This is a genomic window from Pseudomonas sp. 1L-C-7-B-C1 (genome assembly GCF_057291635.1).
Genome location: NZ_JBXAWH010000014.1, coordinates 127552 through 140220, shown reverse-complemented (window position 1 = coordinate 140220; position 12669 = coordinate 127552). Strand labels below are relative to the sequence as shown.

General features: G+C 60.3%; 11 protein-coding genes. 1 reads left to right on the top strand and 10 read right to left on the bottom strand.

The genetic code is table 11. The annotated features are described in order from the left end of the window. Positions 1-447 precede the first annotated feature (447 nt). From AC0Z8Z_RS21215 to bioB, 10 genes are all read right to left on the bottom strand, one after another. Positions 448-609, bottom strand: coding sequence for a YqaE/Pmp3 family membrane protein (locus AC0Z8Z_RS21215; protein WP_037019089.1), 162 nt, complete (start codon positions 607-609; stop codon positions 448-450). 378 nt (positions 610-987) lie between these two features. Continuing rightward, positions 988-2766 carry an acyl-CoA dehydrogenase C-terminal domain-containing protein gene (locus tag AC0Z8Z_RS21210; RefSeq protein WP_485620407.1) on the bottom strand — a complete coding sequence of 593 codons (1779 nt, stop codon included), beginning with the start codon at positions 2764-2766 and terminating at the stop codon, positions 988-990. A 221-nt stretch (positions 2767-2987) separates the two neighbouring features. Then, positions 2988-4283 carry a GGDEF domain-containing protein gene (locus AC0Z8Z_RS21205; protein WP_485620406.1) on the bottom strand — a complete coding sequence of 432 codons (1296 nt, stop codon included), beginning with the start codon at positions 4281-4283 and terminating at the stop codon, positions 2988-2990. A 177-nt stretch (positions 4284-4460) separates the two neighbouring features. Continuing rightward, positions 4461-6266, bottom strand: coding sequence for a phenylacyl-CoA dehydrogenase (locus tag AC0Z8Z_RS21200; protein WP_485620405.1), 1806 nt, complete (start codon positions 6264-6266; stop codon positions 4461-4463). Between the two features lie 345 nt (positions 6267-6611). Beyond that, positions 6612-6908, bottom strand: a complete 297-nt coding sequence (locus AC0Z8Z_RS21195; RefSeq protein ID WP_122536514.1) for a pyrroloquinoline quinone biosynthesis protein PqqE — start codon at positions 6906-6908, stop codon at positions 6612-6614. 124 nt (positions 6909-7032) lie between these two features. After that, complete coding sequence (gene bioD, locus AC0Z8Z_RS21190; protein WP_485620404.1) at positions 7033-7713, bottom strand: dethiobiotin synthase; 681 nt, start codon at positions 7711-7713, stop codon at positions 7033-7035. Positions 7714-7799: 86 nt separating this feature from the next. After that, complete coding sequence (bioC, locus tag AC0Z8Z_RS21185; protein ID WP_485620403.1) at positions 7800-8648, bottom strand: malonyl-ACP O-methyltransferase BioC; 849 nt, start codon at positions 8646-8648, stop codon at positions 7800-7802. Next, positions 8641-9372: an alpha/beta fold hydrolase gene (locus AC0Z8Z_RS21180; protein ID WP_485620402.1), complete on the bottom strand. Its 732-nt coding sequence runs from the start codon at positions 9370-9372 to the stop codon at positions 8641-8643. Before AC0Z8Z_RS21180 ends, bioC begins: the two co-directional genes overlap by 8 nt. Beyond that, positions 9365-10555, bottom strand: coding sequence for an 8-amino-7-oxononanoate synthase (bioF, locus tag AC0Z8Z_RS21175; protein WP_485620401.1), 1191 nt, complete (start codon positions 10553-10555; stop codon positions 9365-9367). Before bioF ends, AC0Z8Z_RS21180 begins: the two co-directional genes overlap by 8 nt. Before the next feature lie 188 nt (positions 10556-10743). Then, positions 10744-11799, bottom strand: a complete 1056-nt coding sequence (bioB, locus tag AC0Z8Z_RS21170; RefSeq protein WP_172609934.1) for a biotin synthase BioB — start codon at positions 11797-11799, stop codon at positions 10744-10746. Positions 11800-11909: 110 nt separating this feature from the next. Between bioB and AC0Z8Z_RS21165 the strand changes: the two genes are divergently transcribed. Then, positions 11910-12644 (top strand): ComFC family protein, encoded by a 735-nt coding sequence (locus AC0Z8Z_RS21165; RefSeq protein ID WP_485620400.1) that lies wholly within the window; start codon positions 11910-11912, stop codon positions 12642-12644. Positions 12645-12669 lie beyond the last annotated feature (25 nt).

Sequence of the window (12669 nt, the reverse complement as noted above, 5' to 3'; positions counted from 1 at the left end):
GCCGGGAATTGGCCAGATGGGCTGTCAAGGGGACAGATTAATTTACGGTGAAGCGTTGTAAATAAATCAGTCCCCTTTAAAAAGTCCTGGCCCCTTCGCGAGCAAGCTCGCTCCCACGGGGTATTGCGATACACGCTACATTTCTGTGGGGCATAGCCAGTTTCACAGGCGTACGCAGTCGCCTGGTAGGACCGGCTTCAGCCGGGAAGAGGTCGGTGGATGCAACGATCAATTTGCGGTGTGGCGATTGAAGCCTTCCCGGCTAAAGCCGGTCCTACAAGTCGCAGGAGGGCATTGAGCCCTACCAGAAAGTCTGTGCCGCCCCAGAAAAGAGCGGCGAGTAATCCCAGAACGACGTCCATCCCTGACCTTCCTGATCATAAAGTCCGACGTCGGACTTTATGTCAGCTGACCTGAGACAGGAAGCGCGGTGTTCAGCGGATCGGGTTACTTGCGACTGACAATAATGTAGATCGCATGGATGATCCCCGGGATGTAGCCCAGCAGGGTCAGCAGGATATTCAGCCAGAAAGCGCCGGCGAAGCCGACTTGCAGGAACACGCCCAGGGGTGGCAGCAGGATGGCGATGATGATGCGAATGATGTCCATGGGTGGAGCTCCTGATTAAGTGGCCCAATAGAAGAGGGCCGCACAGCTAATCGACCTTGAGCCACTACAGGGGTTCCGCAGCGCACTTCCTCAAGCCATTACCTTCCCGCAGGCGCCCCAAGCGAAGCGGCCGATGGCATCGCACTTTTTCAAAACGCAGAAAAAAGAAAACCCCGCCTAAGCGAGGTTTTCCAGACTGTTTCCCATGACTTCCATTTCTTCCCGCCGTCCTGGCAGGCAATCCCTTACGTGTCCCTGTTATCTGTTTGCGCATCCTGCGCGACGTCCATGTGTGTAGATTAAACTTGGATCCACTAAAGCGATAGAGCCGATTGCCATCACGTCATGTAAGCAAATGCTTACATGGTTTCCGTAGTGTCAGAACTGTGACGCCTTCAACAGATACAGCGACTCGCTGCCTGCCGTGACCGACGCCGAAAGTGACTGAATTCGCGGCAGCAGCCGCGCAAAATAAAACCGTGCAGTGCCCAGCTTGCCGGCGTAGAAATCTTCCTGAGCTTCTTTGCCCCACGCGGCTTTGGCCATCATCGCCCACATGTAGGCGTAGGCCGTGTATCCGAACGCATGCAGATACTCAACGGACGCGGCACCGATTTCATTCGGGTTGCTGCGCGCCCGGTCCAACACCCAGCCGGTCAATTCGTCCAGTGTGGTCAGTGCTGCGGCCAACGGCTTGGTGAACTCGGCCTGCGAACTTTCAGATGACGCGATAAATTGACGGACCTCGTCGGAAAACAGCTTGTAATACGCTCCGCCGCTGGCGACGATCTTCCGCCCCATCAGGTCCAGTGCCTGAATGCCGTTGGTGCCTTCGTAGATCTGGGTGATGCGCACATCACGCACCAGTTGCTCCTGACCCCACTCGCGAATGTAGCCGTGACCGCCGAACACCTGCTGACCGTGCACAGTGGTGTCCAGGCCCATGTCGGTGAGGAAGGCTTTGGCGACCGGGGTCAGCAGCGCGACCAACGCATCGGCGCGCTGACGCACATCGGCGTCTTCGCTGTACTTGGCGGTGTCCAGTTGCATGGCTACGTACGTGGAGAACGCGCGACCGCCTTCGTTCAGCGCCTTCATCGTCAACAGCATGCGGCGCACATCGGGGTGAACGATGATCGGGTCGGCCATGGTTTCTTTGGACTGCGCGCCTGTCGGGGCCCGGCTTTGCAGACGGTCGCGGGCGTACTCGATCGCGTTCTGATAAGAACGCTCGCCGGACGCCAGGCCTTGAATGCCGACCCCCAGTCGCTCGTAGTTCATCATGGTGAACATCGCCGCGAGGCCTTTATTCGGCTCGCCGATCAGATAGCCCTCGGCCTGATCGAAGTTCATCACACAGGTGGCCGACGCCTGAATGCCCATCTTGTGCTCGATGGACCCGCAGGACACCGTGTTGCGCTCACCCAGGCTGCCGTCGTCGTTGACCATGATCTTCGGCACGAGGAACAGCGAAATGCCCTTCGGCCCTGCCGGTGCGTCCGGCAGCTTGGCCAAGACCAGATGGATGATGTTCTCGGTGAGGTCGTGCTCGCCGCCGGTGATGAAGATTTTAGTCCCGCTGATTTTGTAGGACCCGCCGGTCTGCGGCTCCGCTTTCGTGCGGATGATCCCGAGGTCGGTGCCGGCGTGAGCTTCGGTCAGACACATTGAACCGGCCCATACCCCGGCGTACATGTTCGGCAGGTACTTGGTTTTCAATGCTTCGCTGGCGTGGGTGGCGATCGAGACGCACGCGCCGGACGTCAACATCGGGTACAGCCCGAACGCGAGGCTCGCGGAGTTGACCATCTCTTCGACTTGGGCAGACACCGCTTTGGGCATGCCCATGCCGCCAAATTCCGGATTGCCGCCGACGCCGACCCAGCCCCCTTCAGCGTACGTTTTGTACGCCTGAACGAAGCCTGCCGGTGTGGTGACGACGGTATCGTCCCAGTGACAGCCTTCTTCATCGGCCGCGCGACTCAGGGGTGCAACGGATCTGCCAGTGACTTTGCCCGCCTCTTCGAGAATCGCCTCGACGGTCTCGGCGTCCACGGTTTCAGACAGTTCGGGCAGCGTGGCCCAAAGTCGGGAGACTTCGAACACTTCATTGAGGACGAAGCGCATATCGCGCAAGGGCGCTTTGTAGTCAGCCATGGCAAACCTCGTTTCAGCGGCAAAGAACTCGGGGAGGAGCGGCGCCGCAGGGATATTGCGGCGCCGGTGCGTCAGTGGGACGAGTGTACCTGAACACCATTTGCGACACATAGGGTCAACACGTGACTATTATCTGTTTTCCGGTCATGACCAAATCACAGTCAGGCCCATGCCCGCTTGCGACCGCGAGTGGGTTTGTCTAGTGATTAAAAAACGTTGATTTAGCCAGCGGCTGCCATGCGAACAGCGCCGCGCTTGCTCGTCTGTGCATGACTGATGACGCAGTTACGGCCGGCACCTTTGGCGGCATACAGCGCCTGATCGGCAGACTTGAGGACTTCTTCCGGATTGCGATGCTCGGGAAGACGCTCAGCCACACCAATGCTGACCGTCACCGATACCGCTGAAGCCTGGGAACCTGCCCGACGCTGGCGCCCTTGCAGGTCGTCATTCGGCCGATTGTCCTGATTGCGCAGCTGAATCTGATAGCTGGCGATGGTTTCCCGGATGACTTCGAGATGCGGCATGCACTCTTCCAGGGTTTTGCCGGCAAACACGATGGCGAATTCTTCACCGCCATAGCGATAGGCGCGCCCGCCACCGTTGGTGATCTTCGACAATTTGCTCGCCACTAGACGCAGCACCTGGTCGCCGACGTCGTGGCCGTGGGTGTCGTTGAATTTCTTGAAATGATCGACATCGCTCATCGCCAGCACATAATTGCGGCCCAGTCGCTGCATCCGCTCATTGAGCGCGCGTCGGCCGGGCAGCCCGGTCAGCTCGTCGCGGAACGCCATTTGGTAGGCCTCGTGCGCGACCGCCGCCGCAATCATCAGCATCACCTGGCTGCACATGATGTTCAGGGTGAACGGCAGGATGAAGGTTTTCGGCAACGCCCAGAACATGCCGAGCAACCCCACCAGTTGTGCGGCATGCAGCGGGCGCGGCTTATAGAGGTATTGCGTGATCAACACGGCGAACGCGATGAAAAACGTCACGTAAGACAACTGGATCAGGCTCATCCAGTCTCCGTGCAGCGCCGGCCAGCGGATTTCGGCGAGCCAGGCCAGCAGCCCGGCGGGAAAGCTCTGTTCGAGTCCCAGCGCGACGCTGCCGACGGCGACCAGTACCGCCAGCCGAGCGACAAGGTCTTGGAACAGATGGGTCCGCTCTTCCCACGCGGCAAACAGGCCAAACATAACCGGAAGCAATAGGCAGCACAGATGAAACACCACGGCAGCGTCCTCTCGGACCTTGCCGTTATCGCGGTAGTAATCGGTCTGCGTGTCGAGGAGGAAATAGGCGATGTATACCGTGATCATCAGGAACAGTTCACGCTGCCGCTTGTAAACGCCGCAATACGCACCACCCAGCAACAGCACCAGAGTGGGCAGCACGTTGAAGAGTGAGGTGAAGAAGACGTTGAGGTCTTTCACGTACGCGGCCGCCAGTCCGGCAATCAGCAAGGCCAGAGAGGGTAAAAAATGACTGAGCCGTGCGGCAGAAGGGCGCAGCAAAAGGACTATCTCCTCACCGAAAGATGCGAGCGCTGATTAAATGGCATTGTGCCTGTATCGGCCGCGTCATGCATAGGATGAGGAAGAATGTGCATGGCCTTGGGGCAAAGACCGGCAGACAAAAAAAAGCCGCTTGTCCCTGAGGACAAGCGGCTTGAGTGAAACGCTTCCGGTGACTTAGTAAGCCAGGCCGAAGTGTTCTTCGTTCATGTCCATCAGGTTGCTGGCGCCCGACAGCATGGTTGCCACGTGGGTGCGGGTCCGCGGCAGGATGCGTTGGAAGTAGAAGCGCGCCGTCTGCAGCTTGGCGGTGTAGAAGGCTTCTTCGCTGGTGCCGGCCGCCAGTTTCTCGGCTGCCACACGAGCCATGTCAGCCCAGAAGTACGCCAGGCAGGCGTAACCGGAATACATCAGGTAATCCACCGAAGCGGCACCAACTTCTTCACGGTCTTTCATGGCGGCCATGCCGACCTTCATGGTCAGTTCGCCCCATTCTTTGTTCAACGCAGCGAGCGGTGTCACGAATTCGCTGATCGCTTCATTGCCTTCCTGCGACTGGCAGAACTTGTGGACGATCTTGGTGAAGCCCTTGAGCGCCTCGCCCTGAGTCATCAGCACTTTACGACCCAGCAGGTCGAGCGCCTGAATACCGGTGGTGCCTTCGTAAAGCATGGCAATACGGGCGTCGCGAACGTTCTGCTCCATGCCCCACTCGGCAATAAAGCCGTGGCCACCGTAGACCTGGACGCCGTGGTTGGCGGCTTCGAAACCGACTTCGGTCATGAACGCCTTGGCGATCGGGGTCATGAACGCCAGCAGGCCATCGGCTTGCTTCTTGACTTCGGCGTCGTCGCTGTACTTGGCGATGTCGACCTGCTTGGCGGTGAAGTACACCATCGCGCGAGTCCCCTCGGCGAAGGCCTTCATGGTCAGCAGCATGCGACGTACGTCGGGGTGAACGATGATCGGGTCAGCGGCTTTCTCCGGCGCCTTCGGGCCAGTCAGCGAGCGCATCTGCAGACGCTCACGGGCGTATTTCAGGCCGCCCTGGAAACCGATCTCGGCGTGAGCCAGACCTTGCAGCGCCGTGCCCAGACGCGCGGTGTTCATGAAGGTGAACATGCAGTTCAGGCCTTTGTTCGGCGGGCCGATCAGGTAACCGGTGGCGCCGTCGAAGTTCATCACGCAGGTGGCGTTGCCGTGAATGCCCATCTTGTGTTCCAGCGAACCACAGGTCACAGCATTGCGCTCGCCGACGCTGCCGTCAGCGGCCGGCACGAATTTCGGCACGATGAACAGGGAAATGCCTTTGGTGCCGGCAGGCGCATCGGGCAGGCGGGCCAGCACGATGTGGACGATGTTATCGGCCATGTCGTGTTCGCCAGCGGAAATGAAGATCTTGGTGCCGGACACTTTGTACGAACCGTCAGCCTGAGGCTCGGCCTTGGTGCGCAGCATGCCCAGGTCGGTACCGCAGTGAGGTTCGGTCAGGCACATGGTGCCGGTCCACTCGCCCGAGACCAGCTTGGTCAGGTAGGCGTCCTGCTGCTCAGGGGTGCCGTGCTCGGAGATGGTGTTCATCGCGCCATGGGACAGGCCTGGGTACATGCCCCACGACCAGTTGGCTTCACCGACCATTTCACTGACCGCCAGACCCAGCGACTCGGGCAGACCTTGACCGCCATGGGCGACATCGTGAGCCAGGCTCGGCCAGCCACCTTCAACGAACTGCTTGTAGGCTTCCTTGAAACCGGTCGGCGTTTTTACGCCGGACTCGCTCCAGGTGCAGCCTTCGATGTCACCCACACGGTTCAGCGGGGCCAGAACCTGCTCACAAAACTTGGCGCCTTCCTCGAGAATGGCGTCAACCATGTCAGGCGTGGCGTCCTGGCATGCTGGCAGACTCTGATAGTGCGCTTCGTAGCCGAGCAGCTCGTCACGGACGAAGCGAATATCACGCAAGGGGGCCTTGTAGTCAGGCATAGCGATAAACCTCTGCTGGTGAATCCTGGAATTGGATGACCGTGTGGTCACTGTGGGGCATTGCCCCGGCGCCGACGCTTGGGTTCACGCGGCGATCAAACAGGTGTTTGAAACATACGTTTACGCCTATACCTTGTCAAGCGACGCCCAGCGCCTTTCATCACCTGATGCGGGCAACTCGCAGGCGTGCGTAGACGACGCCACGCGGTTAAAACCGGAGCGTTGAGTCTAGAAAACGTCGAGGTAAAAAAGGCTAAAGCGCCCGCAGGATAGGCACGTGAATGAGGCGTTATTCAGGAGGGTGGCACGCAGCGACGTGCGCCGCAGCGCACGATAGAAGGCAAATCAGGCGAAGGTATCGATCAGCGTGCCAAGCATTTCGTCGCTGGCTTTTTCGACTCTCACGCCAGCCTGTACTTGAATCCGGCCTTGGGTCAACTCGACAACATTGGTGGCCATGTCGGAGCGTTGCGGACGGTCCACAGAGCGCAGGCGCTCTAGCTGGAAATCCGAAGACTGACTGCGCCCGGACACCTCGGTGGCGGGACTGGCCAACTGGGTTGCAGCCTGATCGACACGGCCCTGCCCGACCTGCATTGCGCTGAGGCCTGGGTACAGTGTGTTATTCAGTGAGATTTGCATAAGCACGATCCTCTGTTCGTAGCGAACACAGCGATTAAAGCAGCAAAGCGACTGGATTACTCTGCGAAGCGACTAGTGGCATTAAGCCTTGTGACGCGCCTCACACTCAGCGACTCATTACTCGCTAGTCCAACAGCTCCAGATGCAGGTGCTCGGCGATCATCTCCGCGGTTGCCTTCTTCATGAACGGCACGCGACCGAGGCACGGCGCTGGCAAACGCTCCGCGAGCGTGGCGAGGTTTTCCTCAAGCCGTGACGTTTTGGGATCGATGATATTCGCCACCCAGCCCGCCAGTTGCAGACCGTCGTTGGCGATCGCTTCAGCGGACAGCAATGCATGACTGATGCAGCCCAGCCGCACGCCTACCACGAGAATCACCGGCAGCTTCAGCGCGATGGCCAGGTCAGACAGATTGGCCTGATCGGCCAGTGGAACGCGCCAGCCGCCAGCCCCTTCGATCAGCGTGAAGTCGGCCTGCTTGTCGAGGATATGCTGCATCGGGCCGAGCAAGGACTGCACGGTCAGGGCGACACCCGCCTCCCGTGCGGCCAGATGGGGCGCGATGGCTGGCTCGAAGGCCACCGGATTGACTTCGTTGTAGGTCAGTTGGATCGAACATTCGGCACGCAGGGCGACGGCGTCCGAGTTGCGCAGACCTTTGGATTTGACGTCGCACCCTGAAGCCACGGGCTTGCCTGCCGCCGTACTCAACCCCGACTGCCGCGCCGCGTACAGAAGCCCTGTGGCGATGGTGGTCTTGCCAACGTCGGTGTCGGTTCCCGTGATGAAATACGCAGCGCTCATCGTGGCGACCATCCGTTCAGATATTTCAAACTATTGCCTGCTTACTATAGCGCCCGTTTGACGGACGCTGACTAATAGATCATTTTTTAATCAATTTCAGGCTTCGCCAAGACGGCGTACACCACCTGATACGTGGCGGGCAGGCCTTTTTCCTGACGAAACCTTTCGTACGCCTCCATCAAAGCCTGAATTCGCGCGCGGCCGGTCAGGCCTCCCGGGCGACCCGGATTGATGTTGTGCGCACCCAATGCCTTGAGCTCGTGGGTCAGGCTGCGCACGTCAGGATAGTGCAGCACGTGGGGCAGGACTTCGAGGCTGCGCACGCTCAGACCACTGTCCGCGCAGAAGCGTTGATAGTCCTCGCGCTCGCGGAAGCGGTTGACGTGGACCATGCCGTCCACCGCCTGCCAGCTGTCGCGCAGTTCAACCAGCGTCCCGACGCAGAGGCTGGCAAAAGCGAACACGCCGCCCGGTTTCAGCACACGACGCGCTTCGCTCAGCACCGCGGAAAAATCCGGGCACCATTGCACCGCCAGGCTGGAGAACATCAGATCGACGCTCGCGTCGCGCAGCGGAAGATGCTCCGCGTCGCCTGACACGTAATGAGTGGCGCCCCCTAAAGGGCGTGCATAACGCAGCATGCCTTCGGCGATGTCGAGCGCAACGCCTTCGCTCTCAGGAAACGTCTGCGCCAGTGCGCGGCTGAAGCAACCGGTGCCGCTGCCCAGGTCCAACCAGCGGGAGGGTGCCAAGGCTGGCAGTCGCGTCATCAGCTCGGTGCCGACGGCGCGCTGCAAGTCGGCCACGCTGTCGTAACTCGCCGCGGCCTTCGAGAAGGACGCCGCCACCTGACGCTTGTCAGGCAGGGTGTGTTGCCCGGCTGCCTGTTGCTGTTTCACGGCCTTCAGCACCGCGCAGTGGGAAAGATCAGTCATCACCGGACTCGTGTAAAAACGCATGAACTGCAGCGGCGACGCCGTGCGGGTTTTCCAGAATAAAAGCGTGACTGGCCTGCTCGATTACGCCGACTTCGATGTCAGGCTGGAGGCAAAGCAAGTCCGCCGATGCTTCAGCGGGCACCAACGCGTCTAGACCGCCGAACAGATGCAATTGAGGACCGCGAAACCCTTGCAGCGCTTTGCGCGTGTCCATTTGCTCGAGCAGCTTCAGGCCTTCGATCAAACCGGCACTGGTGCCGTGGGGCGCGCAGGCTTTCAGTTGTCTCGACAGCGGCCGTGGCTCTTCGGCGCCTTGCACGCATAACAGGGTGAAGCGCTTGAGCGTTGCGTCCAGGTCGGCTTTGCAACCGGCAATGAACGCGTCGAAATCCGTTTGTGGCATCGCATTGGGCCACTCGCTGCGGGCCACGAAGCAGACGTTGCTGGCAAACGTCGCCAGCCCACAGCAGCGCTCGCCCCTGCGCGCAGCGAGTTCGGCGGCGAGCATGCCACCCAGGGACCAGCCGCCCAGCCAAACGTTATCGGGCAACGTTGAATCCAGCTCATCGAGCCATTCGTCGAGGCTGTCAATGTCCATGTCCGGCAAGGGTTCGATGACGACCCGCAAATGCTCGTCGAGTCCGCGCAGCGCCGCCGCCAGCGGTTCCAGAGGAGAAACGCCAAGGCCCCAACCGGGCAACAGGATCAACTGATCACGCATGGTTCAGCTCCGAAGATTCGTCTACGCCCAGCAGCGGAAAACACTGCTCCAGTGCATTCAACAATAGCTGCACCTGCGCCTCGCTGTGGGCGGCGGACAGTGTCACGCGTAAACGCGCGCCGCCCGCAGGCACCGTCGGCGGCCGAATGGCGGTGACCATCACGCCGCGCTCTCGCAGCAACTGCGACAGCCGCAACGCGCGCCCGCTGTCGCCAATCAGGATTGGCTGGATGGGCGTGAAACTGTCCATCAGCGCCAGGCCGAGGGCTTGAGCGCCAGCGCGAAACTGCTTGATGAGTGCAGCCAGGTGCTCACGCCGCCAGTGTTCGGTGCGCAGCAGTTCGAGGCTTTTCAGCGTTGCGCACGCCAGCGCTGGCGGCTGACTGGTGGTGTAGATATAGGGGCGGGCGAACTGGATCAGGGTTTCGATCAACTCTTCGCTGCCCGCGACGAATGCGCCCGCCGTGCCGAAGGATTTGCCCAGCGTGCCGATCAGCACCGGAACGTCATCGATGCCCAAGCCGAAGTGTTCGACTATGCCTGCACCGCTTGCACCCAGTGGGCCGAAACCATGAGCATCGTCGACCATCAACCACGCGTTTTTGGCTTTGGCCGCCTTGGCCAGCGCGGGTAGGTCAGCGACGTCGCCGTCCATGCTGAATACGCCGTCGGTAACCACCAGCGTGTCGCCAACGGCTTTGTCCAAGCGGGTGGCAAGGCTGTCGCAATCGTTGTGCAGGTAGCGGGAAAAACGCGCACCGCTGAGCAGGCCGGCGTCGAGCAACGAAGCATGATTGAGGCGATCTTCCAACACGGTGTCGCCCTGCCCGACCAACGCGGTGACGGTGCCGAGGTTGGCCATGTAGCCGTTGGAAAACAGCAGCGCGCGGGGCCGCCCGGTGAACTCGGCGAGTGCTTCTTCGAGGGCGTGATGGGGCGTGCTGTGACCAATCACCAAATGCGAAGCGCCACCGCCAACGCCCCAACGCTCGGCGCCGGCTTGCCAGGCCGCGATGACTTCGGGGTGATTGGCCAGCCCCATGTAATCGTTGTTGCAGAACGCCAGCAGCGGCTTGCCGTCGACGATGACTTCAGGGCCCTGCGGGCTTTGCAGCAAGGGCCGCTGACGGTAAAGGTGCTCGGCACGACGGGCAGCGAGACGTGCGTTCAGATCAAAGGACATGCAGGCCTCGTAGGTAGACGCGGGGTAATGAGCACACGGTTATCGTCAGGCTGGAGGTGAACCCGTGGGAGCGAGCTTGCTCGCGAAGAGTCAGGAACATCCGCTAAATTTTCAGCGGCTGGAATGCCGCCTTCGTGAGCAAGCTCACTCCCACAATGATGCACTTTGGCCGGAGGATCGAAGGCGCATCAAACAGCCGCGTCGTAAAACAGCTCGCTGCTTTTCTGCTCGATCAGCGCTTGTTCGATGGCGGCCTGATGCACCTCGTCCGAGTGCTCTTCCCGGGCTTCTGGCTGAATGCCCAGACGCGAGAACAGCTGCATGTCCTTGTCGGACTGCGGGTTGGCGGTGGTCAGCAGTTTGTCGCCGTAGAAGATCGAGTTGGCGCCGGCGAAGAACGCCAGGGCCTGCATCTGGTCATTCATGGCTTCGCGGCCGGCGGACAGACGCACGTGGGATTGCGGCATCAGGATGCGCGCGACGGCCAGCATGCGGATAAAATCGAACGGATCGATATCCTCGGCGTTTTCCAGCGGCGTGCCGGCCACTTTCACCAGCATGTTGATCGGCACGGATTCCGGGTGCTCTGGCAGGTTGGCCAGCTGGATCAGCAGATTGGCGCGGTCGTCCAGGGATTCGCCCATGCCGAGAATGCCGCCAGAGCAGATCTTCATACCCGAATCACGTACGTACGCCAGGGTCTGCAGGCGATCGCTGTAGGTGCGGGTGGTGATGATGCTGGTGTAGAAATCCGGCGAGGTGTCGAGGTTGTGGTTGTAGTAATCAAGGCCTGCGGCGGCCAGCGCCTGGGTCTGGTCCTGATCCAGCTTGCCGAGGGTCATGCAGGTTTCCAGGCCCATGGCCTTGACGCCTTTGACCATCTCCAGCACGTAGGGCATGTCTTTGGCCGACGGGTGTTTCCACGCCGCACCCATGCAGAAACGGGTCGAACCAATGGCCTTGGCGCGTGCGGCTTCTTCCAGCACTTGCTGGACCTGCATCAGCTTTTCTTTTTCCAGACCTGTGTTGTAGTGGCCCGATTGCGGGCAGTACTTGCAGTCTTCCGGGCAGGCGCCGGTTTTGATCGACAGCAGGGTCGAGACCTGCACGCGGTTGGCGTCGAAGTGAGCGCGGTGCACGGTTTGCGCCTGAAACAGCAGGTCATTGAATGGCTGTGTGAACAGCGCCTTGACCTCGGCTAGATTCCAGTCGTGACGCAGGTTGGCATTGATGCTGGCGCTCATGGGCGGCTCCTTGATGTTTTCTGGACGATGACCCGGGCGGCTTTGCCCAGCGGTAAAACCGGAAAGCCCACAGGCGCAACACGGATGTTCGGCATATTTAAGGAAGCGACATGCGCTGTCAACCGCATAACGAGCGTGAGGTTTACATCTGGTTAAAAAACGCACAGACATGTTTGCTGTGCGATGAAGCGACTGATTCCACCACTACGATCTGCGTGCCCTGTGAACGCGAACTGCCTTGGCTGATTGACCAGTGCGACCGATGCGCATTGCCCATGCCGATGTCCGGTCTGACCTGTGGCGCCTGCAATCGCCAGCCTCCGGCCTTCAATGAAGTTGTCGCTCCGTGGCTTTACGACTTCCCGATCGACGCGCTGGTCACACGCTTCAAGCATCAGAGCAAATGGCCGCTCGGCCGACTACTGGCGGAGCTGTTGGGCGAAACCCTGCACCACCGCTTCAATGAAGGCCTGCAGCGACCGGACGTTCTTATCCCGGTGCCACTGGCCAAAAAGCGATTGCGTCAGAGGGGCTTCAATCAAGCGGCGATGCTGGCGAACTGGCTCGGTGCGCGATTGGGCTTACCCGTCGATGAGCGCGTGATTGGCCGTGTAAAGGAAACACCCTCGCAGCAGGGCCTGGATGCGAAAGCCAGAAAGCGCAACCTGGCGTCCGCCTTTGCGCTGAAGGACGCGACGCCGATTGGCGGCAAGCACCTCGCGCTGATTGATGACGTCCTCACCACCGGCTCAACAGCCAACGCACTGGCAGAACTGTTGCTCAAGGCCGGCGCAAAATCGGTGGACGTGTATTGCCTGGCAAGGACGCCGAAGCCAGGGGACTAAGGGCCGGGAGGTTAAGAAATCCTCG

Coding starts and splice junctions, on each gene's coding strand:
- AC0Z8Z_RS21215 (WP_037019089.1), bottom strand. CDS start 609: ATGGACATCATTCGCATCATCATCGCCATCCTGCTGCCACCCCTGGGC.
- AC0Z8Z_RS21200 (WP_485620405.1), bottom strand. CDS start 6,266: ATGCCTGACTACAAGGCCCCCTTGCGTGATATTCGCTTCGTCCGTGAC.
- bioC (WP_485620403.1), bottom strand. CDS start 8,648: ATGACTGATCTTTCCCACTGCGCGGTGCTGAAGGCCGTGAAACAGCAA.
- bioB (WP_172609934.1), bottom strand. CDS start 11,799: ATGAGCGCCAGCATCAATGCCAACCTGCGTCACGACTGGAATCTAGCC.
- AC0Z8Z_RS21210 (WP_485620407.1), bottom strand. CDS start 2,766: ATGGCTGACTACAAAGCGCCCTTGCGCGATATGCGCTTCGTCCTCAAT.
- AC0Z8Z_RS21180 (WP_485620402.1), bottom strand. CDS start 9,372: ATGCGTGATCAGTTGATCCTGTTGCCCGGTTGGGGCCTTGGCGTTTCT.
- bioD (WP_485620404.1), bottom strand. CDS start 7,713: ATGAGCGCTGCGTATTTCATCACGGGAACCGACACCGACGTTGGCAAG.
- bioF (WP_485620401.1), bottom strand. CDS start 10,555: ATGTCCTTTGATCTGAACGCACGTCTCGCTGCCCGTCGTGCCGAGCAC.
- AC0Z8Z_RS21195 (WP_122536514.1), bottom strand. CDS start 6,908: ATGCAAATCTCACTGAATAACACACTGTACCCAGGCCTCAGCGCAATG.
- AC0Z8Z_RS21165 (WP_485620400.1), top strand. CDS start 11,910: ATGCGCTGTCAACCGCATAACGAGCGTGAGGTTTACATCTGGTTAAAA.